This is a genomic window from Streptomyces sp. NBC_01717 (genome assembly GCF_036248255.1).
Classification (GTDB): domain Bacteria; phylum Actinomycetota; class Actinomycetes; order Streptomycetales; family Streptomycetaceae; genus Streptomyces.
Map to the genome: position 1 here is coordinate 7,009,543 of NZ_CP109178.1, position 26,349 is coordinate 7,035,891.

At 70.7% G+C, this 26,349-nt stretch carries 23 protein-coding genes; 16 read left to right on the forward strand and 7 right to left on the reverse strand.

All coding sequences use genetic code 11. The features are described 5' to 3' along the window. The first annotated feature begins 31 nt into the window (after nucleotides 1–31). Together OHB49_RS31745 and OHB49_RS31750 are read left to right on the forward strand one after the other, a co-directional pair. The gene (locus OHB49_RS31745; RefSeq protein ID WP_030974637.1) at nucleotides 32–1,009 is read left to right on the forward strand and encodes a 5-dehydro-4-deoxyglucarate dehydratase; all 978 of its coding nucleotides are present in this window, start codon (nucleotides 32–34) and stop codon (nucleotides 1,007–1,009) included. Beyond that, nucleotides 1,006–2,187, forward strand: a complete 1,182-nt coding sequence (locus tag OHB49_RS31750; RefSeq protein WP_329164379.1) for a hypothetical protein — start codon at nucleotides 1,006–1,008, stop codon at nucleotides 2,185–2,187. The genes OHB49_RS31745 and OHB49_RS31750 overlap by 4 nt, the downstream gene beginning before the upstream one ends. Here the strand turns inward: OHB49_RS31750 and OHB49_RS31755 are convergent. Beyond that, a complete protein-coding gene (locus OHB49_RS31755) occupies nucleotides 2,170–3,402 on the reverse strand; it encodes an MFS transporter (RefSeq protein WP_329164381.1) in 1,233 nt (410 codons plus the stop codon). The two genes, OHB49_RS31750 and OHB49_RS31755, sit on opposite strands and share 18 nt — an antisense overlap. A 226-nt stretch (nucleotides 3,403–3,628) precedes the next feature. Here OHB49_RS31755 and OHB49_RS31760 point away from each other — a divergent pair, with 226 nt between their 5' ends. The 11 genes from OHB49_RS31760 (at nucleotide 3,629) to OHB49_RS31810 (ending at nucleotide 16,653) form a co-directional block, all read left to right on the forward strand. Further along, nucleotides 3,629–4,288, forward strand: coding sequence for a GntR family transcriptional regulator (locus OHB49_RS31760; RefSeq protein ID WP_030974630.1), 660 nt, complete (start codon nucleotides 3,629–3,631; stop codon nucleotides 4,286–4,288). A 32-nt stretch (nucleotides 4,289–4,320) separates the two neighbouring features. After that, nucleotides 4,321–5,223, forward strand: coding sequence for a dihydrodipicolinate synthase family protein (locus OHB49_RS31765; RefSeq protein WP_030974628.1), 903 nt, complete (start codon nucleotides 4,321–4,323; stop codon nucleotides 5,221–5,223). After that, nucleotides 5,220–6,956: an L-arabinonate dehydratase gene (araD, locus tag OHB49_RS31770; protein WP_030974626.1), complete on the forward strand. Its 1,737-nt coding sequence runs from the start codon at nucleotides 5,220–5,222 to the stop codon at nucleotides 6,954–6,956. The genes OHB49_RS31765 and araD overlap by 4 nt, the downstream gene beginning before the upstream one ends. A 132-nt stretch (nucleotides 6,957–7,088) precedes the next feature. After that, nucleotides 7,089–8,018, forward strand: coding sequence for a carbohydrate ABC transporter permease (locus tag OHB49_RS31775; RefSeq protein ID WP_030974624.1), 930 nt, complete (start codon nucleotides 7,089–7,091; stop codon nucleotides 8,016–8,018). Continuing rightward, nucleotides 8,015–8,926, forward strand: coding sequence for a carbohydrate ABC transporter permease (locus OHB49_RS31780; RefSeq protein WP_329164385.1), 912 nt, complete (start codon nucleotides 8,015–8,017; stop codon nucleotides 8,924–8,926). Before OHB49_RS31775 ends, OHB49_RS31780 begins: the two co-directional genes overlap by 4 nt. Before the next feature lie 111 nt (nucleotides 8,927–9,037). Continuing rightward, entirely contained in the window at nucleotides 9,038–10,213 is a 1,176-nt protein-coding gene (locus tag OHB49_RS31785; RefSeq protein ID WP_329164386.1) for a Gfo/Idh/MocA family protein, read from the forward strand. Further along, nucleotides 10,210–11,049 (forward strand): PmoA family protein, encoded by an 840-nt coding sequence (locus OHB49_RS31790; protein WP_329164387.1) that lies wholly within the window; start codon nucleotides 10,210–10,212, stop codon nucleotides 11,047–11,049. Before OHB49_RS31785 ends, OHB49_RS31790 begins: the two co-directional genes overlap by 4 nt. Next, complete coding sequence (locus tag OHB49_RS31795) at nucleotides 11,046–12,626, forward strand: glycoside hydrolase family 43 protein (protein WP_329164388.1); 1,581 nt, start codon at nucleotides 11,046–11,048, stop codon at nucleotides 12,624–12,626. The genes OHB49_RS31790 and OHB49_RS31795 overlap by 4 nt, the downstream gene beginning before the upstream one ends. Further along, nucleotides 12,623–13,966 (forward strand): ABC transporter substrate-binding protein, encoded by a 1,344-nt coding sequence (locus OHB49_RS31800; RefSeq protein WP_329164391.1) that lies wholly within the window; start codon nucleotides 12,623–12,625, stop codon nucleotides 13,964–13,966. The genes OHB49_RS31795 and OHB49_RS31800 overlap by 4 nt, the downstream gene beginning before the upstream one ends. 212 nt (nucleotides 13,967–14,178) lie before the next feature. After that, the gene (locus OHB49_RS31805) at nucleotides 14,179–15,501 is read left to right on the forward strand and encodes a pectate lyase family protein (protein ID WP_329164392.1); all 1,323 of its coding nucleotides are present in this window, start codon (nucleotides 14,179–14,181) and stop codon (nucleotides 15,499–15,501) included. An 87-nt stretch (nucleotides 15,502–15,588) separates the two neighbouring features. Then, a complete protein-coding gene (locus tag OHB49_RS31810; RefSeq protein ID WP_329164394.1) occupies nucleotides 15,589–16,653 on the forward strand; it encodes a pectinesterase family protein in 1,065 nt (354 codons plus the stop codon). Nucleotides 16,654–17,007: 354 nt separating this feature from the next. Here the strand turns inward: OHB49_RS31810 and OHB49_RS31815 are convergent, their stop codons facing one another. From OHB49_RS31815 to OHB49_RS31825, 3 genes are all read right to left on the reverse strand, one after another. Continuing rightward, the gene (locus OHB49_RS31815; protein ID WP_329164396.1) at nucleotides 17,008–17,853 is read right to left on the reverse strand and encodes a pectate lyase; all 846 of its coding nucleotides are present in this window, start codon (nucleotides 17,851–17,853) and stop codon (nucleotides 17,008–17,010) included. Nucleotides 17,854–17,946: 93 nt separating this feature from the next. Continuing rightward, a complete protein-coding gene (locus tag OHB49_RS31820) occupies nucleotides 17,947–18,657 on the reverse strand; it encodes a hypothetical protein (RefSeq protein WP_329164398.1) in 711 nt (236 codons plus the stop codon). Then, nucleotides 18,657–19,223 carry a SigE family RNA polymerase sigma factor gene (locus OHB49_RS31825; protein ID WP_329164399.1) on the reverse strand — a complete coding sequence of 189 codons (567 nt, stop codon included), beginning with the start codon at nucleotides 19,221–19,223 and terminating at the stop codon, nucleotides 18,657–18,659. Before OHB49_RS31825 ends, OHB49_RS31820 begins: the two co-directional genes overlap by 1 nt. Before the next feature lie 233 nt (nucleotides 19,224–19,456). Between OHB49_RS31825 and OHB49_RS31830 the strand changes: the two genes are divergently transcribed. Then, nucleotides 19,457–20,881 (forward strand): NCS2 family permease, encoded by a 1,425-nt coding sequence (locus tag OHB49_RS31830; protein WP_329164400.1) that lies wholly within the window; start codon nucleotides 19,457–19,459, stop codon nucleotides 20,879–20,881. A 123-nt stretch (nucleotides 20,882–21,004) separates the two neighbouring features. On the opposite strand, the gene OHB49_RS31835 is transcribed toward OHB49_RS31830, so the two are convergent. The 3 genes from OHB49_RS31835 to OHB49_RS31845 form a co-directional block, all read right to left on the reverse strand. After that, on the reverse strand, nucleotides 21,005–22,456 hold the full coding sequence (locus OHB49_RS31835; protein ID WP_329164401.1) for a peptidoglycan D,D-transpeptidase FtsI family protein: 1,452 nt from the start codon (nucleotides 22,454–22,456) through the stop codon (nucleotides 21,005–21,007). Nucleotides 22,457–22,561: 105 nt separating this feature from the next. Continuing rightward, nucleotides 22,562–23,083: a GNAT family N-acetyltransferase gene (locus OHB49_RS31840; protein ID WP_329164402.1), complete on the reverse strand. Its 522-nt coding sequence runs from the start codon at nucleotides 23,081–23,083 to the stop codon at nucleotides 22,562–22,564. A gap of 3 nt (nucleotides 23,084–23,086) precedes the next feature. Beyond that, nucleotides 23,087–23,857: an IclR family transcriptional regulator gene (locus OHB49_RS31845; RefSeq protein WP_030919961.1), complete on the reverse strand. Its 771-nt coding sequence runs from the start codon at nucleotides 23,855–23,857 to the stop codon at nucleotides 23,087–23,089. A gap of 155 nt (nucleotides 23,858–24,012) precedes the next feature. On the opposite strand from OHB49_RS31845, the gene OHB49_RS31850 reads away from it, so the two are divergent. Together OHB49_RS31850 and OHB49_RS31855 are read left to right on the forward strand one after the other, a co-directional pair. After that, nucleotides 24,013–25,533 carry an aldehyde dehydrogenase (NADP(+)) gene (locus OHB49_RS31850; RefSeq protein ID WP_329164404.1) on the forward strand — a complete coding sequence of 507 codons (1,521 nt, stop codon included), beginning with the start codon at nucleotides 24,013–24,015 and terminating at the stop codon, nucleotides 25,531–25,533. Continuing rightward, on the forward strand, nucleotides 25,530–26,132 hold the full coding sequence (locus OHB49_RS31855) for a DUF1349 domain-containing protein (protein ID WP_329164405.1): 603 nt from the start codon (nucleotides 25,530–25,532) through the stop codon (nucleotides 26,130–26,132). The genes OHB49_RS31850 and OHB49_RS31855 overlap by 4 nt, the downstream gene beginning before the upstream one ends. The last annotated feature ends 217 nt before the right edge of the window (nucleotides 26,133–26,349 follow it).

The following is a 26,349-nucleotide window of genomic DNA, read 5'->3' on the forward strand; positions in this document are numbered from 1 at the left end:
GTGCACGCCTGAATCCGCTCAGGGAGCGCCCGTGACCTCAGCCCCCCTTGCCGCCCGACTCACCCATGTCGCCGGGCCGCTCTTCTTCCCCGTCACCGCCTACGGGCCGGACGGCGGTGTCGATCTCGATGCCTTCCGCGCGCATGTGCGCGCCGGCATCGATGGCGGTGCGGCCGCCGTCTTCGCCTGCTGCGGCACGGGCGAGTTCCACGCGCTGACGCCGGAGGAGTTCCGTCTCGTCGTCGCCGCGGCGGTCGAGGAGACCGCCGGGGAGGTGCCCGTCGTCGCGGGCGCCGGGTACGGCACGGCCCTCGCGATCCAGTACGCGAAGCTCGCCGAGGAAGCGGGCGCGGACGGGCTCCTCGCCATGCCGCCGTACCTGGTCTTCGCCGACCAGGAAGGGCTGCTCGCCCACTACACGGCGCTGGCCGCGGCCACCTCTCTGGAGACGATCGTCTACCAGCGTGACAACGCCGTCTTCACCCCGGAGACCGTCGTCGCCCTGGCCCGGACGCCAGGGGTCATCGGTCTCAAGGACGGCTACGGCGACCTCGATCTGATGCAGCGCATCGTCAGTGCCGTCCGTACCGAGCTGCCCGGTCAGGACTTCCTGTACTTCAACGGGCTGCCCACCGCCGAACTCACCGGGCTCGCCTACCGTGGCATCGGCGTCACGCTCTACTCCTCCGCCGTGTTCGCCTTCGCGCCGGACATCGCCCTCGCCTTCCACCGGGCCCTGGACTCCGGTGACGACGAGTTCGCCAACGCACTGCTCGACCACTTCTACCGGCCGCTCGTCGAGCTGCGTGCCAAGGGCCGCGGCTACGCCGTCTCGCTGGTCAAGGCCGCCGTCCGGCTGGAGGGCCACGCGGTCGGCGAGGTCCGCACGCCGCTCACCGAGCCGCCCGCCGCGCACATCGAGGAGCTGGCCGGGATCATCGAGCGCGGCCGCGCCGTGCTGGAGAAGTACGGACAGGCCAGGACCGCGCCCGAGAAGCCCGCAGCATGAAGGCCTCCGCCTTCCTGTACCCGTGGGACATCGTCGGGGACCCGGACGCCGCCGCCCGTGTCGCGGACCTCGGCGTCGGGCAGGTGACGCTCGCCTCCGCGTACCACTCGACCCGGGCGCTGACCCCGCGTCATCCCGGCCGCCGGATCGTCACCGCCGAACACGCCGCGGTGCTGTACCCGGCGGACGCCGGTCGGTGGGCGGGGCGCGAACTGCGTCCGTACGCGCAGTCCTGGGTGGCCTCGGACGATCCGTACGCCGAGGCCGCGCAGGCGCTGACGGATGCCGGTCTGGAGGTGCACAGCTGGGTGGTGCTCGCGCACAACTCCCGTCTGGGCGCCGACCATCCGGACACCTCGGTGGTCAACGCGTACGGCGACCGCTACCCGTGGGCGCCCTGCATCGCACAGCCCGCGGTCCGCGCGTACCTGGTGGAGCTGGCGGGCGAGGCGGCGGTGCGCGGCGGTACGCGCGGCACCGAGCTGGAGTCCTGCGGCTGGTACGGCTTCGCGCATCTGCACGCCCACGACAAGATCGCGGGCGTCGGCCTCGGGGACGCGGCCCAGTACCTGATGTCGCTCTGCTTCTGCCCCCACTGCCGGGCCGGATACGGCGAACACGGCGTGGACGCGGATGAGTTGAGCCGGGCCGTGTGCGCGGCCCTGGAACCGGTCTGGGCAGGGTCCGGTTCCTCGGAGGCCGGCTGGTCCGGCGTCGAGAAGCTACTCGGCGCCGATCTCGCCGCCGCCACCCTGGAGTTCCGCGGCCAGGTCGCCCGCACGCTCCAGGAGTCCGCGGTCGCCGCTGTGCGGGCGGCGGCCGCGGAGAACTTCCAGGTGCTGCTGCACGCCGACCCCGCCACGTACCGCTCCGGTGCGAACGTGGGCGTCGACCCGCAGCACATCCTCTCCGTGGCCGACGGGGTGGTGCTGCCCTGCACCGGCGGTGACGCGGCGCGCGAGACGGTCCTCGGACCGTTCACCGACCGGTCCGACCGGGTGATCGCCGCCAACTTCACCGTGGTCGGTGGCATGGGCGGCAGCCCCGCCACGCTGGAGCGCGACGCCGCGCACGCGGCCTCGCTCGGCGCGAACCAACTGCGCCTGTATCACGCCGGGCTGGCTTCCGGCCCGGACCTGAGGACCGTCGCCGAAGCGCTGTCACGCCTCGGACGATGACGGAACCGGATCGGTGGGGACGGCCGACGGCCGTCCCCACCGATCCGTGATCAGCAGGGCCGCGGTCAGCAGCCCCGCCGCACCGATCAGCGGCAGCAGCACCCTGATGTCCAGCACCGCGATCAGCCCCGCGCCGAGCGCCAGCGCCACCGCGTTCGGCACCATCATCAGCGAGTTGGCGGTCGCTGTCGTACGGCCCAGCACGGCGTCCGGTGTCTCGCGCTGCAGCGCCGTCATCGCGGCGATCAGCACACACGGCAGACCCGCCCCGATCGCGGCGCTCGCAACCAGGGCCACCGCGTCGTACGGCAGCGCCCGCACCCCGACCGCCGCCGCGAACAGCGCGATCCCGGCCGCGCTGAACACCCGCTCGGGCAGCCGCCGCAGCAACGGACCGGCCAGCAGCCCGATCGCGATGGACCCGGCGCCCTGCGCCGCGTACAGCACACCCGCGTACGTGGGGGAGTGCCCGAGCCCGTCGTCCACGAGGGCGTAGACCGCCGCCCCGCTGAGCCCGGCACAGAGCATCGTCGCCGAACCCGCCAGCACCAGTGGCCGCAGCGCCGGCGAGCGCCACACCTGCCGGATCCCCGCGGCCAGTTCGCCACGCCGGTCCGTGCGGACGGGCCGGGCCGGCTCGCTCACCCGCAGCAGCGCGCAGACCCCCGCGGCCAGCGCGAACGACGCCGCGTCGAGCAGCGCCACGGCGCCGCCCCCGAACCGGGCGTACAAGCCGGCGCCGGTCAGCGGCGCGAGGAGCTTCATGCCCTCGGCCGCGATCATCCGGAGTCCGTTGAAGTCGCCGAGCAGCCGGACGTCCACGGTGTGCGCGACGAGCGCCGTCTCGGCCGCGTCCATCACGACGCCACTCACCCCGTAGAGCACGAGGACGGCGAAGAGGATCCAGATCCGTTCCGCCGAATCGACCGCGAGCAGCACGGTGAGCAGCCCCGCCATGGTGAGGTTCGCCCGGATCAGCAGCGGTTTGCGGCGCACCCGGTCGGCGAGCGTGCCGAGCGCGGGCCCGATCAGCGACGGAAGCCACATGGCGAACACGGCAAGCGCCGCCAGACTGTCCGACCCGGTCAGGGACTTGACCCAGATCCCCGCCGTGAGCCACATCGCGGACGTCCCGAACCCCGTGATGACGACCGCCGCCAGATACAGCCCGGCGTTGCGGTCTCGCAGCACCCTGCCCGCCGCCGACCCTGCCACAGCGCCTCCCGAACCCTGATGACCCGCACGTGTGTTGTGGGACTCATGCTGGCGACTGAGGACGTATCCGGACATCGGGCAGATGCCTTACATCGAGTTGCCGGAAGTTCTTTCGTCAGAAGCGTTGACGAAACATTTGCACCGGCTCTAGCTTCAACGCGTCGTACTTCGTACGTCATATATGAGACGCGATACGCGATACGCGAGATGCGAGAGCCCTTCACTCATGACCTTTGCGCCCACCCCGATTCCGTCCCGCACCCAGTACGTGCTGGAGGCGATCAAGCACGCGATCCTCACGGCGCAGCTGAGACCGGGGCAGGCCCTCGTCGAGACCGAACTCGCCGCACAGTTCGGGGTCTCCAAAACCCCGGTGCGTGAGGCACTCAAGACCCTTGCCGGTACCGGACTCGTCGTGATGAGCCAGTACAAGGGCGTCACCGTGCGGCTGGTCGACGCGGCGATGGCCCGTGAGGTGTACGACGTACGGCTGCTCCTCGAGCCGGAGGCGCTGCGCCGCTCCATCACCCGCAGGGCCTCGCTCGACGCGGCCCAGGAAGCCCTGGAGCGGGCCGACTCGGCCGGTGACAAGGCCGACCGGTCGCTCGCCAACCGGGACTTCCACCGGGCGCTGTACCTGCCCTGCGGCAACCCGTTGCTGGCCCGGATGCTCGACGAGGTCCGCGACCAGGCCGCACTCGTGTCGACGGTCGCCTGGGCGACCATCCCGTCCTGGGAGCGGGAGGCGGCCGAGCACCGGGAGATCCTGCGGCTCGCGCTCGCCGACGACGCTGACGCCGCGGCCGGCGCCCTGCACGACCACATCGCGTCGTTCGTCCGCCGCGCCTTCCCCGAGGGAGCACAGACCGAGGAGGGCGGGGCATGAACCACCAGCACACCGACGAAAGGCCTGTCCGCATGGACCTCACACCGCTGAAGGCGGCCCTCGCAGATGTCGTGGCGATCCCGGTGACCCCGTTCGCCGCGGACGGGACCATCGACACGGCGGCTCACCGCGGACTGCTGCGGCGGCTCCTCGACGGCGGCGTACGCATCCTCACCCCGAACGGCAACACCGGGGAGTTCTACGCGCTCACTCCCGAGGAGCGGCGCACCGTCACCGAACTGACCATCGACGAGGTGGGCGGACGCGCCACGGTCCTGGTCGGGGTCGGGCACGACGTGCCGACCGCCGTGGCCGCAGCCGAGCACGCACGCGACGCCGGCGCCGAGATGGTGATGGTCCACCAGCCCGTGCACCCGTACGTCTCGCAGGACGGCTGGGTCGACTACCACCGGACGATCGCGGAAGCCGTCCCCGGACTCGGCGTCGTGCCGTACATCCGCAACCCGCAGCTCGACGGGGAGCGTCTCGCCGCGCTCGCCGACAGCTGCCCCAATGTCATCGGTGTGAAGTACGCCGTCCCGGACGCCGCGCGGTTCGCGGCCTTCGCCCGGGACGCGGGCCTGGACCGGTTCGTCTGGATCGCCGGTCTCGCCGAGCTGTACGCCCCCGCCTACTTCTCCGCCGGGGCCACCGGCTTCACCTCCGGACTCGTCAACGTCGCACCCGGCGTCTCGCTCGCCATGCTGGAGGCACTGCGGGCCGGCGACCACCCGTCGGCGATGAAGGTCTGGGAGCAGATCCGCCGCTTCGAGGAGCTGCGTGCCGACCGCCAGTCCGCCAACAACGTGACGGTCGTCAAGGAGGCCCTCGCCTCGCTCGGCCTCTGCCGTCGCGATGTCCGCCCGCCCAGCCGGGTGCTGCCCGAGGAGCGGCGTGCCGAGGTCGCCGACGAGGTCGCCGGGTGGTCGATATGACGCGCGAGGACGGAAGGATCAGTTCCGAGGAGCTGCGCAGTCACCAGTGGTACGGGACGGACGGGCTGCGGTCGTTCAGCCACCGGGCGCGCACCCGCCAGCTCGGCTACCTCCCCGAGGAACACCTCGGCAAGCCGGTCATCGCGATCCTCAACACCTGGTCCGACATCAACCCGTGCCACGTCCATCTGCGTGACCGTGCGCAGGCGGTCAAGCGGGGCGTCTGGCAGGCGGGCGGCTTCCCGCTCGAATTCCCGGTCTCCACCCTCTCGGAGACGTTCCAGAAGCCGACCCCGATGCTCTACCGCAACATGCTGGCGATGGAGACGGAGGAGCTGCTGCGCTCCTACCCGGTCGACGGCGCCGTGCTGCTGGGCGGCTGCGACAAGTCGACGCCCGCGCTGCTGATGGGTGCCGCATCGGTCGACCTGCCGACCGTGTTCGTGCCGGCCGGGCCGATGCTGCCGGGGCACTGGCGCAACGAAGTCCTCGGCTCCGGCACCGACATGTGGAAGTACTGGGACGACAAGCGGGCCGGGCTCATCGGCGACTGCGAGATGGGTGAGCTGGAGAACGGGCTCGCGCGCTCGCCCGGCCACTGCATGACGATGGGAACGGCGTCCACCCTGACGGCCGCCGCCGAGGCGCTCGGTGTCACGGTGCCGGGAGCCTCGTCGATCCCGGCCGTGGACTCCGGGCACGACCGGATGGCGGCGCAGTCCGGACTCCGGATCGTCGAGCTGGTGTGGCAGCAGCGGAAGCTGTCGTCGATCCTCACCGCGGAGGCGTACGAGGACGCGGTCGCCACCGTTCTGGCGCTCGGCGGCTCCACCAACGCCGTCATCCATCTGATCGCGATGGCGGGCCGCTCGGGAGTGAAGCTCACCCTCGACGACTTCGACCGGATCGCCCGCACCGTCCCCGTGCTCGCCAATCTCCGCCCCGGCGGGAAGTACCTGATGGAGGACTTCCATTTCGCCGGCGGGCTGCCCGGGTTCCTGGCCGGGCTGACCGACGTACTGCACCTGGACAGGCCGACCGTCTCGTACGACACGCTCCGCGAGCAGCTCGACGGAGCGCTCGTGCACAACTCCGATGTCATCCGCGACCGCGACAACCCCCTCGCGGAGGAGGGCGGCGTGGCGGTCCTGCGCGGCAACCTCTGCCCGGACGGCGCGGTGATCAAGCACATCGCCGCCGAACCGGAACTGCTGCGGCACACCGGGCCGGCGGTCGTCTTCGAGAACTACCGGGAGATGCAGCACAGCATCAACGATCCGGCCCTGGCCCTCACGCCGGACCATGTGCTGGTGCTCCGCAACGCCGGACCCAAGGGCGGTCCCGGGATGCCCGAGTACGGGATGCTGCCGATCCCCGACTATCTGCTCAAGCAGGGTGTCCGGGACATGGTGCGGCTCTCCGACGCCCGGATGAGCGGCACCAGTTACGGGGCGTGCGTGCTGCACATCGCGCCCGAGTCGTACGTCGGCGGTCCGCTCGCCCTCGTCCGCACCGGTGACCTGATCACCCTGGACGTCGAGGCGCGACTGCTTCATCTCGACGTGCCGGAACAGGAGTTGGCGAGGCGCCGGGCCGCGTGGACGCCGCCGCCCACCCGGTACGAGCGCGGTTACGGCGCGCTGTACCACGACCAGATCACCCAGGCCGACCAGGGCTGCGACTTCGCCTTCCTGGCCCGGCAGGGCGAGGTGCCCGACCCGTACGCGGGCTGATCGCCCACCGAGAATTCCGGCGCACCGAGCGTTCGGCAGACCGAACGGCATGCGGAAAGCGCTTGCGCAATACACGCACCACCAGCACTCGCACCACCGATACCCGCACTTGCCAAAGAACGGAGACGTGTCATGGCCCAAGCCGCCGCTGTGGCCACACCGCCCAAGGTGCCCCGGCGCCGCTCCGCGACCCCCCGCCGGCTGCCGTATCTGCTGGTCGCCCCCGCGGGGCTGCTGATGCTGGGCTTCATCGCCTACCCGATGATCAGCGTCTTCTACTACAGCCTGCAGAACTACAACGTCACCAAGCCGTGGCGGAACGGCTTCGCCGGCTTCGACAACTTCACCCGGATATTCACCGAGGACGACCAGTTCTGGTCGACGCTCGGCTTCAGCGCCCAGTGGGTCGTCACTCAGGTCGCGCTCCAGCTGACCCTGGGACTCGCGCTGGCCCTGATCGTCAATCAGACCTTCATCGGGCGGGGCATCTCCCGCGCCATGGTCTTCTCGCCCTGGGCCGTCTCCGGCGTACTGACCAGCACCATCTGGATTCTGCTCTACAACTCGTCGACCGGCTTCAGCCGCTACCTCGCGGACGCCGGGATCGGCGACTACGGCACCTCCGTGCTCTCCGACACCGGCACCGTCTTCTGGGCCGCGACCGTCGCCGAACTCTGGCGCGGGGTCCCCTTCTTCGCCATCCTCATCCTCGCCGACCTGCAGTCCGTCTCCAAGGAGCTGTACGAGGCGGCAGCGGTCGACGGCGCCGGGCGGCTGCGGCAGTTCTTCCACATCACGCTGCCGCACCTCAGGGACGCGATCATCCTCTCCACGCTGCTGCGCGGCGTCTGGGAGTTCAACAACGTCGACCTGCTCTACACCCTCACCGGTGGCGGACCGGCCGGCGAGACGACCACCCTGCCGCTCTATGTCGCCAACACAGGCATCGAGGGCCACGACTTCGGCTACGCCTCCGCACTCACCACCGTCGCCTTCGTGATCCTCCTCTTCTGCTCGATCGTCTATCTGCGCCTGAGCAAGTTCGGAGGCGACCACAAGTGACTGCCGCACTCGCCGAGAAGCACACCGGAACCGTGCTGGAGCCCGTCCACAGCACCGAGCCGCCCACCGGGCACCTTCGCCGCGGGCGTGAGCGCGCCTTCGACGACGTACCGCGCTGGCAGATCTACGTACCACTCGGCATCTATCTGCTCTTCACCCTCGTCCCGTTCTACTGGATGTTCCTCTTCGCCGTACGGCCCACCGGATCCACCTCGCTCCTGCCGTGGCCGATGACGGGGGAGCACTTCTCCAAGGTCTGGACCGAGCGGAGCTTCGCCGTCTTCTTCCAGAACAGCATGATCGTCGGCGTCTGCACCCTGGTCGCCACGACGCTCGTCGCCCTGTCCGGTGGCTACGCCCTCGCCCGGTTCGACTTCCGGATCAAGAACGGCTTCATGCTCGCGCTGCTCTGCTCGCAGTTCATCCCCGGCGCGCTGATGCTCGTACCGCTCTTCGAGATCTTCAAGAACCTGCAGATGATCAACTCCCTCGGGAGCGTCGTCATCGCCGAGACGGTGTTCCAGCTGCCGCTCTCCATCATCTTGATCAGCGGCTTCATCAAGAACGTGCCGGTCAGTCTGGAAGAGGCCGCCTGGGTGGACGGCTGTTCGCGCTTCAGGGCCTTCTGCGCGGTGGTGCTGCCGCTGCTGCGCCCCGGACTGATCGCCGTCGGCTCCTTCGCCTTCGTGCACAGCTGGAACCACTTCCTGTTCGCCCTGATGTTCCTCAGCGAGCAGGACAAGCAGACGATCCCGGTCGGCCTGAACACCCTCATCGGCGCGGACAGCGTCGACCTGGGGGCGCTCGCCGCGGGCGGTGTGATCGCCGCGATCCCCGTGGTGATCGTCTTCGCCTTCATCCAGAAGTGGCTGATCACCGGCTTCAGCGCCGGTGCCGTGAAGGGCTGACAGCCGCCCCGTGACGCGCTCTCCCCACCCACCCGCACGCCGCCCGGTCGAGGAGGACTCCACGATGACCGCAACCCCACCCACACCCGCCGGACGCATGCGGAGGGCCGGATGAGCACGGTCCAGACGCCCGTCCCGGTCGTCCTCGCCGGCGCACGCGGCCACGGACGCTGGCACCTCGCCAACATCCGCCGCCTCCAGGACCAGGGCCTCGTCCGCCTTGCCGGCATCTGCGAGCTGACCCCGCTGACCGAGACCGAGCTCGCCCTCTTCGCCGGTGAACTCCCGTCCCAGTCAGCCGATTTCGGGGAACTCCTCGATTCCACCGGAGCTCGCGTCGCCGTCATCTGCACGCCGATCCAGACCCACACCGAACTGGCCCTGACCGCCGCCGCGCGCTCCGTCCACCTCCTGCTGGAGAAGCCGCCCGCCGCGACGTTCGCCGACTTCGAGCGGATGGTCACCGGCGTCCGGGCGGCCGGCATCGCCTGCCAGGTCGGCTTCCAGTCCTTCGGCTCGCACGCCGTGCCGGCCATCCGCGCACTCGTGGACTCCGGTGCCATCGGCGCCGTGCACGGCATCGGCGCCGCGGGTGCGTGGGTCCGCGACGACGCCTACTACCACCGGGCGCCCTGGGCCGGGCGGCGCAGGATCGGCACGGCCGACGTCGTCGACGGCGTCCTCACCAACCCCCTCGCCCACGCCGTCGCCACCGCGCTCGAACTCGCCGGCAGCGGGACGGCCGACGACGTGGCGTCCATCGAGACCGAGCTGTTCCGCGCCCATGACATCGAGGCCGACGACACCTCCTGCGTACGCATCACCACCACGCGCGGGCTGCCCGTCACCGCCGCCGTCACCCTGTGCGCCGAACAGGCCGGCGAGCCCTACGTCATCGTCCACGGCGACCGCGGCCGGATCACCTTCTGGTACAAGCAGGACCGGGTCCTGATCCAGCGCGCCGGACACGGCCCCGAGGAGGCCGTGCACGGGCGGACCGACCTCCTGGAGAACCTCGTCGACCACCTCGCGGGCCGGGCCGCACTCCTCGTACCGCCGCAGCGCACCGGCGCGTTCATGCGGGTCGTCGAAGCCGTACGGACCGCCCCGGAGCCCGTCGCCCTGCCCTCCGACGCCTGGCACACCGAACCCGCGACAGCCTCCACCGGGGCGCGCCGGGTGGTCCGCGGCATCGACGCCCTGGTCGCGGCGGGCGCCGACACCCTCACGCTCTTCTCCGAACTCGGCGCCCCGTGGGCGCTCCCCACCGAGGTGAGTTCATCGTGACCGCATCGACCGCGTCATCCGCACTCCTGAGCTGCGCCGGACGCCCCGTCGGCCGCTACACCTACCTGCCCGCCACCGAGGGCCGTCCCTACTTCCACCCCGTCACCACCCTTGCGGGCGTCCCGGTCACCGAGGAGCGCCCGGCCGACCACCTCCACCACCTGGGCACCTCGATCGCCGTCCCGGACGTCGCCGGGCACAACTTCTGGGGCGGACGCACCTTCGTACCCGGGCAGGGCCCCACCGCACTCGACAACCACGGGATCCAGCGCCACCTCGGCTGGAAACTCCGCGACTCCGACGGCTTCGTGGAGGAGCTCAGCTGGGTGGCGGACGACACCGAGCTGCTGCGCGAGCACCGCACCGTCGCCGTCGCCGAACTCTCCGGCACCGCCTGGGCGCTGGACTTCTCCTTCTCGCTCACCAACCGCGGCACCGACGACCTCTCCATCGGCAGCCCCGCCACCAACGGCCGCCCCGGCGCCGGATACGGCGGCTTCTTCTGGCGCGCCCCGAAGGAACCCGCTGCGCCCGCCGTGTTCAGCGGAGTCGGCGACGGTGAGGAAGCGGTCCACGGAAGGGTCGCCGACTGGGTGGCCATGACGGGCGACGGCTGGACCCTCGTCTTCGCCGGCGCGACCGACGAGACCCGGCGCGACCCGTGGTTCGTCCGGACCACCCAGTACCCGGGCGTCGGTTCCTCCCTGGCCGCCGCCGAGCGGCTGCCGGTCCCGGCCGGTGCCACCGTCGTACGCCGCGTGATCACCGTCATCGCCGACGGCCGGCTCGACCGGGCGACGGCCGCCGCATACGTCCGCCGGGCGGTGACCGCGTGAACCGTCCCTGGACCGCCGACCTCGGCGACGGCACCTACCGCAACCCGGTCCTGAACGCCGACTGGTCCGACCCCGACGTCATCCGGGTCGGCGACGACTACTACCTCACCGCGTCCAGCTTCGGCCGGGTCCCCGGACTGCCGCTGCTGCACTCCCGCGACCTGGTCAACTGGTCACTCGTCGGTCATGCCCTCGACCGCCTCGAACCCGCCGCGGACTTCGCCGTACCGCGCCACGACTGCGGGGTGTGGGCGCCGTCCATGCGGCACCACGCCGGCCGGTTCTGGATCTTCTGGGGCGATCCCGACCACGGCATCCAGCAGATCAACGCCGAGTCGGTGCGCGGCCCGTGGAGCACCCCGCATCTCGTCAAGGCGGGAAAGGGACTCATCGACCCCTGCCCGCTGTGGGACGAGGAGACCGGCGAGGCCTACCTCGTGCACGCCTGGGCGAAGTCCCGCTCCGGCATCAAGAACCGGATCACCGGCCACCGGATGAGCCCCGACGGACGCGAACTCCTCGACGAGGGCAAGACCCTGATCGACGCCGATCCGATCCCCGGCTGGTTCACCCTCGAAGGCCCCAAGCTCTACCGGCACGACGGCGAATTCTGGATCTTCGCCCCGGCCGGCGGGGTGACCACCGGCTGGCAGGGGGCGTTCCGGTCGCGCGAGTTCTTCGGACCGTACGAGGAACGGGTCGTCCTCGCCCAGGGACGCACCGACGTCAACGGACCGCACCAGGGCGGCTGGGTCCGAACCGCGGCAGGTGAGGACTGGTTCCTGCACTTCCAGGAGCGTGGGGCGTACGGGCGGGTGGTCCACCTCCAGCCGATGCGCTGGGGAGCGGACGGCTGGCCGGTCCTCGGCGACCACGGCGAACCCGTCCGCGTACACGCCAAGCCGGTCGCCCCCGAGCAGCCCGTCGAAGCCCCGGCGGCCGGCGACGAGTTCCCGGGCGGGCGGTACGGCAGGCAGTGGCAGTGGATGGCGAACCAGCGGCCCGGCTGGACCGTCGAGCACGCCGGGGACGGGCTGCGGCTCAGCTGCGTACGGACCGCGTACGCGCACGACCTGCGGGCCCTGCCCAACGTGCTGGTCCAGCGGCTGCCCGCCGAGACGTTCACCGTCGAGGTCGAAGTCGCCCTCGGCAGCGACGAGACCGGGGCCAAGGCGGGACTGGCCGTGCTCGGCGACGCCTTCAACTGGATCGGCCTCGAACGCGCCGAGGACGGCGGGATCCGCCTCGTGCACCGGTACGCCGAGACCGTCGCCGAACACGAACGGGACGCCGAGCACAGCCGCCCGGCTCCCGACGGCCGGGCCCGGCTCCGGATCGAGGTCACCACGGGCGCCCGCTGCCGGTTCTTCGCCGACACCGGCGACGGGACCGGGTTCCGGACCTCGGGGCAGCCGTTCGCCGCGACTCCATGGCGCTGGGTCGGCGCACTGCTCGGCCTCTTCGCCACCGCACCGGCCGGAAAGGGACCGGCCGGGACGGCCGGCTTCACCGGTTTCCGCATCACCGACCGAACCGCACCAGAACCGACAGAACCCAGAGAGAAGAGCCGACCATGAACATCTCGAAGACACAGCAGGGACGTGTCGCGGCAGCGATGTCCCTCGCGACGGTGCTCGCCCTCACCGCCACCGCCTGTGGTGACGACGGCAGCGGGGCGGCGGGTGCCGAAGGCAGCGGCAAGGGTAAGATCGTCTTCTGGGACAACAACGGCGGTGTCCGCACCGACATCTGGAAGGAGATCATCGCCGACTTCGAGAAGAAGTACCCGAAGATCGACGTCCAGTACGTCGGGGTGGCCGCCCCCGAGGCCCAGTCCAAGTACGACAACGCCATCCAGGGCGGCGGTCTGCCGGACGTCGGCGGCGTCGGCACGGCGATTCTCGCCGGGATGGCCGCCCAGAACGCGCTGGAGCCGCTGGAGGACCGGGCCGCCAAGTCCTCCCTGGACGGCAAGCTGAACGAGAGCATGGTCGGGTCGGTGAAGGCGGCCGGCGGCTCCGACAAGCACATGTACAACATCCCGATCTCCGCCAACAACGGTGTGCTGTACTACCGCACAGACCTGTTCAAGAAGGCGGACCTGGCCGAGCCGACCACCTGGGACGCGTTCTACGCGGCCGCCGACAAGCTCACCGCGGCCAAGAAGAACGAGTTCGGCTACACCATCCGCGGCGGCGCCGGCTCCATCGCGCAGGCGATGGACGCGATGTACGGGCAGTCCGGCATCACCTCCTTCTGGGACCCGAGCGGTGAGAAGACCACGCTCAACGACCCGAAGAACGTAGAGGCGCTGGAGAAGTACGCGGCCCTCTTCAAGAAGGTCACCCCGTCCGCCGACCTCAACAACGACTTCATCAAGATGGTCGCCCAGTGGGACTCCGGCACCATCGGCATGCTGAATCACAACCTGGGCTCCTACCAGGACCACGTGAAGGCCTTCGGCGTCGACAAGTTCCGCGGCATTCCGCAGCCCACCGGCCCCGGCGGCAAGCGGGTGCAGGTCTCCAACCCGGTCGACGGCCTCGGCCTCTTCAAGACCTCCAAGAACAAGGAGGCCGCCTGGAAGTTCATCGAGTTCGCCGCCTCCCATGAGGCGAACTCGAAGTTCAACGAGACGGCGGGCCTCATCCCGGCGAACACGGAGGCCTCCAAGGACGCCTGGATCTCCGAGGCCGAGCCGACCAAGCTCGCGGCCCAGGCCCTCACCGACGGTTCCACCACCATCGTCCAGCTCCCGTACTACCTGCCCGACTGGAACACCGTCAGCAAGGCCGACAACGAGCCCGAGTTCCAGAAGGTGCTGCTCGGCAAGACCACTGCGAAGGCCTTTCTGGACAAGATGGCCGACGAGCTGAACAAGGCCCAGGCGGAGTGGAAGGAACAGGGCAAGAGCTGACCCGGGACGACCGTTCACGCCACGGCCGACACCCCCGATGACCGGGGCCGGCGGCGGTCCGGGTCGCGCCCCGCCGCCGGTTCCTCGCTCCCGCGCGTTCCCTCTCCGCACGGCTTCCTGCACATCTCCTCGCGCGTCCGCTCGCACCTCTGCCACGCGCTCCCTTCCGCACGCGCCACCTTCGCCATACGTCTACGACCGAAGGAATCGCCATGCCCGTACGCACGTGTCATGCTCGCGCCATTGCCCTGGTGATGGGCTGCGCCTCGCTCGCCCTCGCCGTCTCCGTCCCCGCCCAGGCCGCCCCCCGTCACCAGGGCGTCGAGCGCGCCGTGCTCCCGGCCGGCGACGGCTGGGCCGCCTCGGACGGCTCCACCACGGGCGGCTCCCAGGCAACGCCCGACCACGTCTACACCGTCACCAACCGGGCCGAGCTCATCGCCGCCTTCGAGGACGCGGGCGACGCACCGAAGATCGTCAGGATCGCCGGGACCATCCACGGCAACTCCGACGCCGAAGGCACGCCCATCGGCTGCGAGGACTACCGGACCGACGGCTACACCCTGGACAAGTACCTCGCCGCCTACGACCCCGCGACCTGGGGAAAGGCGCTCCCGTCCGGTCCGCTGGAGGATGCCCGCGCCGCCTCCGCCGCCCTGCAGAAGGCCGCGGTCGAGGTCCAGGTTCCGTCCAACACCACGCTCGTCGGCGTCGGCGAGGACGCCACCGTCATCGGCGCCAGCCTGCAGGTGAACAACGTCTCGAACGTCATCGTCCGCAACATCACCTTCGAGGACACCTACGACTGCTTCCCGCAGTGGGACCCCACCGACGGGGAGACCGGTGCCTGGAACTCCGAGTACGACAATCTCGTCGTCACCGGATCCAGCCATGTCTGGGTCGACCACAACACCTTCAGCGACGGCGACCGGCCCGACGCCGACCAGCCGCGCTACTACGGCGAGCTGTTCCAGCAGCACGACGGCCTCTTCGACATCGTCCGCGGCTCCGACCTGGTCACCGTCTCCTGGAACATCCTGAAGAACCACGACAAGACCATGCTCATCGGCAACAGCGACAGCGCCGCCACCGCGGCGATCGACCGCGGAAAGCTCCGCGTCACCCTGCACCACAACCTCTTCCAGGACCTCAAGGAACGCGCACCCCGCGTCCGATTCGGCGCCGTCGACTCGTACAACAACCACTTCGTCGCCACGGCGGGTGCCGCCTACGGCTACAGCTACGGCGTGGGCATGGAGTCCCGGATCGTCGCCGAGCACAACGCCTTCACCCTCGCGTCGCAGGTCGACCCGGCGACCATCCTGAAGAAGTGGAAGGAGTCCCCGATCACCGCCGGGGACAACTACGTCAACGGCCGCAGAACCGACCTGATCGCCGTCCACAACGCGGGAGTTCCCGCGGAGCAGCTCACCCCGGGCGCCGGCTGGACCCCGGTCCTGCGCACCAGGATCGACAACCCGCGCGCCGTCCCGGGGCTGGTCGACCGTGGTGCGGGCGCCGGAAAGACCTGCTGACTCCCCTCTTCCGCACGGGGGCCGGGGCGCGCTATTCCGCTCCGGCCCCGCCCTCTGTTCCTCGAGCGCAACGGAGGCACCTCCCGCATGACTTCGCACCTCGCACGCCGGTCCGTCCTCAGCGGCGCCCTCGCCGCAACCGCCCTCGCCCTCGCCCCGCGGGCCTCCGCCGCCACTCGGCAGCAGATCCTGCACGTCGACCCGCGCGGCCGGGGCGACCACACCACCGTCCAGGCGGCGGTCAGTGCTGTCCGCTCGGACGGCTGGACGATCGTCCTCGCCCCCGGCGTCTACCGTGAGACCGTCCTCATCCCCCAAACCGCAACCAATCTCACCCTGCGCGGGACGACCCGCGACCCACGCGACACCGTGATCGTGTACGACAACGCCGCGGGTACGGCGAAGCCGTCCGGCGGCACGTACGGGACGACGGGCTCGGCCACGACCACGGTCCAGGCCGACGGTTTCACCGCGCGCGACCTCACCTTCGCCAACGACTGGCTGCGCGCGGATCACCCCGACATCACCTCCGGGACACAGGCCGTCGCGATCAAGGTGCAGGGCGACCGCTCGGCGTTCCTCAACTGCCGGTTCCTGGGCCACCAGGACACGTTGTACGCCGACTCGATGGGCCTGGGGATCTTCGCCCGCCAGTACTTCCGCGACTGCTACGTCGAAGGCGATGTCGACTTCGTCTTCGGCCGTGCCACCGCCGTCTACGAGCACTGCCACTTCCGCACCCTGGACCGTACCGACCTGACGGCCGCTCCCTACGGCTTTGTCTTCGCGCCCAGCACCGCGGTCGCGAACCCGCGCGGCTACCTGGTCCTGAACTCCCATGTCACCAGCGGCGCCCCGGTGGCCCACTACAAACTGGCGCGCCCATGGGTGCCGGGGTCGGACACCACGGCGAGACCGATGCTGACGGTCCGTGAGAGCGTCCTCGGCCCGGGCATCGACTCCGACGCCCCCTACATGAACATGCAAGACATCTATCCGTGGCAGGCCCAGCGCTTCGCCGAGTACCGGAACACGGGCCCGGGTGCGCGGATCAACGTCCCGGAGAACCGGCCCCAACTAACGGATGCCGACGCCCAGGTGCAGACCCGGTCCGCCTATCTGGGTGACTGGACGCCCTGGAAGGGGTGCTGAGACGCGCTGTCGCACTCTGCTGACAGGCTTGGCAGCGGGCTCGGCCAGTTCATCCAGGCGGCCGTGGACAACGTCTCCGGCGCGGACCGGACGGTCGTGCTCGATCCGGGGACGTACCGGGAGACGGCGACTGTCCCTGTGTGGATGACGTAGTTCGAGCCGTCGTCGCTGTAGCCGAAGGCTGCGGACGCCGAGGACAGCAGGCCGGAACCGGTGGCTGTCGCGACGTCGACGGCGCCTGCGCCGAGGACCCGGCGGCGGGTGAGACGCCACTTGCGGGGAGGGGAGTGCTCCAGGTAGGTGGGGCGGTGCGGCGCGACCGGGGAAGCCCGGTCGCGCCGTACCTGGGAACGGCTACTGGTAGCTGATGTCCGAGGCGGAGTAGCGGCAGTACGTGCCGTCCGGGCCGCTGCCCGTCTCGGTCGGCTCGTCACCCGTGTTGTTGCCCGTGTAGCGGACACACGGCTTGATCTTCTTGCTGCTGTCGCCGTGGATACGTACCGAGCGAAGCGTCGCGGTGTCCCCGTAGTTGGTGTTGATGCCGGCGATGGCACTGCCAGGGGCCGTGACATCGACATTGTTGACGGTGATGGTGCGCTTGTACTGGGTCGAGCAGTTGCCGCAGGAGCGGACCAGCTTGCCGAAGTCGGAGACCTGGAACCCGCCGGTGATGGTCAGGCTGCCCGCGCCGTTGAACTGGAAGACCTTGTCAGAGGCCTTCCGTGCGCCACCGCCGGTCACCGTGTACACGGCACTCGACGAGGTGCCCTTGAAGGACGCCGCGTCCTCGCCGACGTCCTCCCACCACACGTTCTGAAGTGTGCAACTGCCCGAGCAGTGAATGCCGTCGGCAGCCGGCGAGCCCAGGATGACGTTCTTCAGAACCGCCCCGTTCGCCAGCTTGAAGATCGGATCCTGGTCCTCGTCCTGGCCTCCGGTGCCGAGATCCCCACTTCCATAGAAGCGCTTCAACCCGCCGTCGTACGTCCCCGAGACCGCGATGGTCGCAGAGACGGGCTGGGATCCGTTCGGGGTGGGCCAGGCGGCGACCGCGGTGGTCGCCGCGCCGGCCGGCTGGACCGTCAGGCTCGTGACGACGGCGGCGCCGGTGAGAGCCAGTGCGGCGGTCAGGGCGGCATACATGCGGCGCCGGCCGGTGCGCCGCCGACGGTGGTGGCGGAGTGCGGCTCGTTCCTTCATCTCGATGTCCCGTTCCTCGGGGGTGGGGGAGCATTGCGCTCTCCGGTCGCCGCCGCCGGAGGAAGGGTTGCCGGGTCCGGGATTCTTTTCGGGTCAGTGGCCGGACGTGAAGTCGTCGCCCACGGACACCTGCTGCCCGGTGGTGCGGGCGGCACTCGCGGTGAAGTAGTCGCCGTCCGCGCCCCGGTCGCCCTCCGCGTGGTTGTACTGACCGGCGAACATGTGCGTACCCACCGGCACCGTGCGCCCCGGCTTCAGCGTCCACCGGTAGACGAGGAAGCCGCCCTTCTCCTGCGCCGAGGCGGTGAAGTCCTGCTCAGGCAGGGAGCGCCAGGAGCCGGTGGTGTCGACGCCGCCGGTCTGAGCGATGCGCAGTTCGACGGTGAGCGAGGAGAGCGGCTGCGTCGTCCTGAGCGTCACATTGCTCTGCGCCCAGTACGCGTTGCTGTGCGGGTCGACGGCGCCGTCCGCCCACAGCGGCCCGTCCTCGGTACGCAGCTCGGGCACGCGACCCGGCGCCGCCGGGGCCGAGACGGACGGGACCGGCGAAGCTGCCGGCTGACCGCCCCGCGTCTGCCCGCCGCCCGCCGAAGTGACGGCGTACGCCCCGGCGGTCAGCACGCCGCAGACCGCCGCCGTCGCCCCGACCACCCGCAGCCACGGCAGCGGGCCGCGCGGTGCGCGCGGAGTGCGGGCGGAAGGCGCCTCTGCCATTCCTCGTTCGAGCCGGGCCAGCATCCGCTCCCGGTCGGGGCGGTGCGCCTCGGCAGCCGTGCGCAGCCGCTCACGGAGCTTGTCGTCCATCAGTGCCTTCCTCCGTCGCGCTGCGCCGCGACAGCCACCTGCACCTGCGCGGCGGGCGTGTCGGGACCGAGCAGCCGCTGCAGCTCCGCCACGGCGCGTGAGGTCTGGCTCTTCACCGTGCCCACCGATATGCCCAGCACCAGCGAGGTGTCCCGCTCCGACAGGTCGAAGGCGTGCCGCAGCACCACGCACGCCCGCTTGCGGAACGGCAGTCTGCGCAGCGCCCCCTGGACGTCGACTATCGTCGACACATCCGGGTCGTCGACCGCGTATCCGCCCCCGCGCGGCGCCCAGAACAGGGCGATCCTGCGGCGCTCGCGCACGGCGCTGCGGATCCGGGTCCGGGCGAGGTTCGCGACGATGCCGCGCGCGTAGGCGACGGGATGGTCGGCGTTCCTGACCCGGTCCCAGCGGTGCCAGAGCGCCAGCAGCGCATCGGCCGCCAGATCGTCCGCGGCGTCGGCCTCACCGGTCAGCAGATGGGCGAGCCGGGCGAGTTCGGCGTAATGGGCCTCGAAGAACTCATGGAACTCGGCGGCAGCGGCATCGTCGACGACTGTGCCCACGGGTACCTCTCTGTGCACTCGATTCCCTGTACGCGCGTTGTCCCGCTGTGTACGTTCCCCGGTACCGCCCGCCGGGTGCGGACGGGGCGCGAGCGTACCAGCGCACCCCGGAAGCGCTTCGACTCGGGTGCGTGACCCCAGTAAGGCGTAACACAGCGAAAACCTGAAGACCCGGTGTCCGAAGGAACAATCCAGCTACCCACCGAGGGACCTTCAAGCACCCAGGAGCGCCCATGCCGGAAAGCACCGTGCAACGCAACGCCGTCGACCGCTACTTCGCCATCAGTGATCGCGGCTCGACCTTCGGACGCGAGATACGCGGCGGCTTCGCCACCTTCTTCACCATGGCCTACATCCTGGTCCTCAACCCGATCATCCTCGGCTCGGCCGAGGACAAGTTCGGCGCCCATCTCTCAGGTCCCCAACTCGTCACCGCCACCGCCCTGGTGGCCGCCGTGATGACCGCGATCATGGGGCTCGGCGGCAATCTGCCGCTCGCCATCGCCGCGGGACTCGGACTCAACGCCGTCGTCGCGTTCCAGATCGCACCGCTGATGAGCTGGCCCGACGCGATGGGCCTGATCGTCATCGAGGGGTTGCTGATCTGCGTCCTGGTCGTCACCGGGCTGCGCGAGGCCGTCATGCAGGCCATCCCGCCCGCCCTCAAGCAGGCGATCAGCGTCGGCATCGGTCTCTTCATCGCGTTCATCGGCTTCATCGACGCGGGCTTCGCCACCCGCATCCCCGGCGACACCGGTTCCGTACCCGTCCAGCTCGGTGGCACGGGGCAGCTCTCCGGCTGGCCGGTCCTGGTCTTCTGCCTCGGTGTGCTGCTGACCGTCGCACTGCTGGCCCGCAAGGTGAAGGGCGCCATCCTCATCAGCATCGTCGTGATGACCGTCGTCGCGATCGTCATCAACGAGATCGCCGACATCGCCCCGGCCGCCTGGGGCCTGACGGTTCCGTCCCTCCCCGGCGACGTCGTGGCCGCCCCGGACTTCGGCCTCATCGGCTCCTTCAGCCTCTTCGGGGCGTTCCAGCAGGTGGGCGTCGTCACCATCGTCCTGCTGGTCTTCACCCTGATCCTCAGCGACTTCTTCGACACGATGGGCACCGTCGTCGGCGTCTCCAACGAGGCCGGACTCCTCGACGAGCAGGGCAAGGTCCCGAACCTCGGCCGGGTCCTGCTCATCGACGGCGTCGCGGCCGTGGCGGGCGGCGCGGCCTCCGCCTCCTCCAACACGTCCTACATCGAGTCCGCGGCCGGCGTCGGCGAGGGCGCCCGCACCGGCTTCGCCTCCCTGGTCACCGGCGCGCTGTTCGCCGTCGCCCTGTTCCTCACCCCGCTCGCCACGGTCGTCCCGGCCCAGGCCGCCGCACCTGCCCTGATCGCCGTCGGCTTCCTGCTGATGGCGCAGGTCCGCCACATCGACTGGGAGCGCTACGAGGTCGCCATCCCGGCCTTTCTCACGATCGCCGTGATGCCCTTCACGTACTCGATCACCAACGGCATCGGTGCGGGCTTCCTCGCGTACGTCGTCATCAAGACCGTCCTTGGCAAGGCGCGCGAGGTGCACTGGCTGCTCTGGGGCACCTCGGCGCTGTTCGCGGTGTACTTCGCGATCGACCCGATCGAGCAGCTGCTCGGCGTGAAGTAGCGGCTGCGGCGGGGCGATCCGGCCGGTCGGCACCGAAGCCGCACAACGCGGCCGGTGCCGCCCCGCACAGCCCGTCGTCCGTCCGGCACGGGGCCCCGGCCGCCGAGCCGGACGGACGCTTCCTCACCTCTTGAGCGCCGCCTTCATCATCTTCTGCGCGATCGGCGCCGCCAGTCCGTTGCCGCTGACCTCGGAGCGCGCCGAGCCCGAGTCCTCGACGACCACGGCGACCGCGACCTCCTTGCCGGTGGATCTGTCCTTCGCGTACGAGGTGAACCAGGCGTACGGGGTGTTGCTGTTGCCCACTCCGTTCTGCGCGGTGCCCGTCTTGCCGCCGACCTCCGCCCCGTCGATCCGGGCGTTGGTGCCGGTGCCCTGCTCGACGACGGTGACCATCGCGCTGCGCAGCTGCTCGGCGGTCGAGGCGGAGACGACCCGCTTCGTGTCACCGTCCGCGAACTTCTGCAGGGCGTTGCCGTCCGAGTCCGTCACCTCGGACACCATGTGCGGCGCCGCCAGCTCCCCGCCGTTGGCGAGGGCCGCGGAGACCATCGCCATCTGCATCGGGGTGGCGGTGACCTCGAACTGGCCGATGCCGGTCAGCGCCGTCGACGACTTGTCCATGCCGGACGGATAGACGCTCTTCGAGGCGCGCACCGGGACATCCAGCTTCTCCGTGTTGAAGCCGAACTTCTCCGCCATCGCCCTCACCTTGTCCTCGCCGAGATCGGCGGCGACCTTCGCGAAGACGTTGTTGCAGGAGTACTGGAGCGCCGTGCGCAGGGTCGCGTTCTCGCAGGGGGCGGAGGCGCTCTCGTTCTTCAGGACCGTGGAGGTGCCGGGCAGCGTGTACGGGTCGGGGCTGTCCGTGCGCTCGTCGACCGAGCTGTAGAGGCCGTTCTCCAGTGCCGCCGACGCCACCACCAGTTTGAACGTCGAGCCGGGTGCCAGCGGCTGCCGCAGCGCCCGGTTGACCAGCGGCTTGTCCGGGTCGGAGAGCAGCTCCTGCCAGGTGTCGCCGTCCGACGTCCCGCTGATCTTCGACGGGTCGTACGAGGGGGTGGAGACCATTCCCAGGATCTGTCCGGTCCCGGGGTCGATCGCGACGGCCGCGCCCTTGTCGTCGCCGAGCGCGTCGTACGCCGCCTTCTGCACATCCGGGTCGATCGTCGTCAGCACACTGCCGGGCGCCGCCTGCTTGCCGGTCACCACGTCGAGGGGGTTCTTCAGGCGGTCGTCGGTGCCGTCGAGCACATGGCTGTAGATCCCTTCGAGCTGGGTGGCGCCGTACGCCTGCGAGCTGTACCCGGTGACGGCGGCATAGAGCTCGCCCTGTGTGTATGTGCGCTTGTACGCGAGATCGCCGGCCTGGGTCCCCTTCGATCCGGTGACCGGTGATCCGGCCACGAGGATGTCGCCGAGCGGCTGCGCGTACTGCGCGATGGTCTTCCGCCGGTTATGGTCGTCGTCCGCGAGGGCTCGGGCCTGGTACGCCTGCACCCAGGTCGCCCGCCCCAGCAGGGCGAGGACCAGCAGCAGACAGAAGACCGAAGCACGCCTGATTGTTCTGTTCATCCCGCTGGAGGGACGAGCGGGGCGGTCCGGCGCGTTCCCGTCCGTGCCGCTTCTCACCGATTTTTCAGACTGCCCGACCGGCCGCGGCCGGTCGGCGCGGACCCGTCACCGGGTCGCGGAGCGCCCTTCGTCCGTCCGGCCGGCCGGGGGCGCCAGGGTGAAGAGCAGCTCGTCGGTCAGCTCGCCGCGGGCGTGCGCGAAGCCCCGGTCCTCGCCCGTGACGGTGAAGCCGCACTTCTCCAGCACCCGGCGCGAACCGGTGTTGTCGGCCGCCGCCCGGGCGTGCAGCGGACGTTCGGGCACGGCGTCCAGCAGCGCCCGCAGCGCGGCGGTAGCGAGCCCGCGGCCCCAGTGCGCCCGGTCGATCCAGTAGGTGACCTGGCGGTCGCCCTCGGGCCCGTACACCCCGGCGTTGCCGACCACCGCGCCGTCGGCGAGCACCGTCCGCATCACGATCGTCCGGTCGGCCAGGAGCCGCCTCCAGTGGGCGTCGAACGCGGCCCGGTCGGTGGGGTCCTCGCTGGTGAACGCGGCCGTGCGGACGGACTCCGGATCGCACATGTACGCGTAGAACAGCGGCAGATCGCTGCCGCGCACCTCGCGCAGGGTCACCTCGGCCGCGCTCATCGGTCAGAGCCTCCGGGTGGCCAGCGTCAGACGGTCCCGCGCGTCGAAGAGCGCGTCCTTGACCATCTGCTCGTGCGCGGGAGTGAGCCGGGCGACCGGCACCGAGCAGCTGATCGCGTCGCGCGCCGGAGTCCGGTACGGGATCGCGATCCCGAAGCACCGCAGCCCCAGGGTGTTCTCCTCGCGGTCCACCGCATACCCCTGCTCGCGGATGACGTGCAGCTCCTCGATGAGCTTCTCGCGGTCGGTGAGGGTGTGCTCGGTCAGCGCGGGCAGCGTCTCCGGCAGCATCTTGCGGACCTGCTCGTCGCTGTGGGTGGCCAGCAGCGCCTTGCCGAGCGAGGTGGAGTGGGCGGGCAGCCGGCGGCCGACGCGGGTGAAGGGACGCAGATAGTGCTGGGACTGCCGGGTGGCGAGATAGACCACGTTCGTACCGTCGAGGCGGGCCAGGTGGATGGTCTCCGTGGTGTCGTCGGAGAGCCTGTCCAGCGTCGGCCTGGCGGCCGCGACGACCTCGTCGCCGTCGATGTACGAGGTGCCGACCAGTAGCGCCCGCACGCCGATGCCGTACCGCGTCCCCGTCGCGTCGGTCTCCACCCAGCCCAGCTCGACCAGGGTGCGCAGCAGCATGTAGAGGCTCGACTTGGGATAGCCCACGGCTTCCTGCACGGCCGCCAGCGAATGCATACCGGGCCGCCCGGCGAAGTACTCGAGCAGCTCCACCGTCCGTACCGCGGACTTGACCTGTGCCCCACCTGACTCGGCAACCGACATCGCCCTACGCCCCTTCCAGCCCACTTGCGAAACCCTGCGACTTCTTGCCAACACGGAACGCCCGGAAATAGAGTCCCTACATATTCACGATCAGGAACTCTGTTCAGAATACCGAACAACTTCTGATGTGTGGCAGTGGAGCGGAAGGAAACACGGTGGCAGCAGCACCAGTCTGGAGCGTCGACCCCCGCACCGGGAACCCGCGTGAGCAGGTTGCGGTGGAGGCTACAGCGGAGGAGGTCGACCGTGCCGTCAGGGCGGCACATGCCGTACGGGACTCGCTGGCCGACCGCACCGTACGCGCCGCCTTCCTGCGTACCGCGGCCGATCTGCTCGCCGAGGCCGGTGAGCACGTGATCGAGGCCGCCGACGCGGAGACCGCACTCGGCCCGGCCCGGCTCACCGGTGAGCTCGCCCGCACCGCAGCCCAGTTGCGGGCCTTCGCCGAGGTCGTCGACGAGGGCGCCTTCCTCGACATCCACATCGACCACGCGGACGCCACCCGGACCCCGCCGTGGCCCGACCTGCGCCGCTACAAGATCCCGCTCGGCGTCGTCGCCGTCTACGCGGCCAGCAACTTCCCGCTCGCCTTCTCCGTACCCGGCGGCGACACCGCCAGCGCCCTGGCGGCCGGCTGCCCGGTCGTCGTCAAGGCGCACCCCGACCACCCCGCCACCTCCGAGCTGTGCGCCTCCGTGCTGCGCCGGGCTGCCGCCAAGGTCGGCCTGCCCGAGGACGTACTGATCCTGGTGCACGGCTTCGAGGCAGGCGTCGAGCTGGTCAAGCACCCGCTCGTGGCCGCCGCCGGCTTCACCGGCTCGATCCGCGGCGGGAGGGCGCTGTTCGACGCGGCGGCCGCCCGGCCCACCCCGATCCCGTTCCACGGCGAGCTCGGCTCCCTCAACCCCGTCGTCGTCACCGAGGCGGCCGCCGCCGAGCGCGGCGAGCAGATCGGTGCCGGGCTCGCGGGCTCGATGACGATGGGCGCGGGCCAGTTCTGCACCAAGCCCGGCTTCGTCCTGGCCCCGACGGGCGAGACCGGCGACCGGCTGCTGAAGTCGCTGACCGACGCGGTCAGCGACAGCGAGGCCGCGGTCATGCTCGACCACCGGATGCGGGACGCCTTCGTCGCAGGTGTACGGGCCCGGGCCGAACTCCCGGACGTGGACGCCCCCGTCACCCCCGGCGCGAGTGGTGACCACACCGTCTCCGCCGGCTTCCTGACCGTACCGGCGCACCTGCTGGCGACCGAAGGCCCGCACGACACGCTCCTGGAGGAGTGCTTCGGCCCGGTCACCGTCGTGGCCCGGTACGCCTCCGAGGACGAGATCACCGCCGTCCTGTCCCGGCTCCCCGGCAACCTCACCGCCACTCTCCAGATCGCCGAGGAGGGCGCCGACGCCGACGCCCCCGGACTCCTCGCGGCCCTCACCCCGCTGGCCGGCCGGGTCCTCGTCAACGGCTGGCCGACCGGTGTCGCGGTCGCCCCCGCCCAGCACCACGGCGGCCCCTACCCGGCCACCACCTCCACCTCCACCTCGGTCGGCGCCACCGCGATCGAACGCTGGCTGCGCCCGGTCAGCTACCAGACGACACCGGAGGCACTGCTGCCGCCGGAACTGCGCGAGGACAACCCGCTGGGCCTGCCGCGCCGGGTGGACGGACGCCGCGCATGACGCCGATCCTTCCCGAACTCCCCTTTGAGCTGCGGTCGTTCGGACCGGAGGGGCAGTGGTCGTACGAGGGCGGTGTACTGACCGGACGGGCGGGCGTCCGCCAGGACCGGTTCGTACCGCCCGGTGGCGACGCCCTCGACCCCGCGAGCGACGCACCGCGCCTGCTCGGTGTGGCACCGGACGGCGACTTCCAGCTGATCGCCCGGGTGAACGTCGGCTTCGCAGCGGCCTTCGACGCCGGGGTGCTCTATCTGCACGTCGGCGAACGGGAATGGGCGAAGCTCTGCCTGGAACTCTCCCCGGCCGACCCCACCATCTGCACCGTCGTCACCCGCGGCCGCTCCGACGACGCCAACGCCTTCGTCGTGGACGGCGAAAGCTGCTGGCTGCGGCTCAGCCGCAACGGCAGCGCGTTCGCCTTCCACGCCTCGGCCGACGGCGAGAAGTGGACCTTCGTCCGCGTCTTCGACCTCGGCGACGCGGCAGCGGCGTCGATCGGCTTCCTCGTCCAGTCGCCGACCGGCGAGGGCTGCGAGGCGTCGTTCGACCGGATCGCGTTCCGCCCGACCGGGCTCGACGATCTGCGCGACGGCAGCTGAGTCGCCTCGCGTCCGCGCCCGTCCGCCGAGCGGACGGGCGCGGACGGGAGGCGGAACCGGGTGACAGCTCATGGCGGCGACCGCGCTCGGTGCTTCGGCGGCCACCCGGCCGCCGAGGCGGCTCCCGCCCGTCCGCGCACGATCGGCGCCGCCTTCTCGGACGGCCGCCGGGCGGACCGGCGTCGCAACCACGGGCCGACCCGTCGCGTCCCTCCCC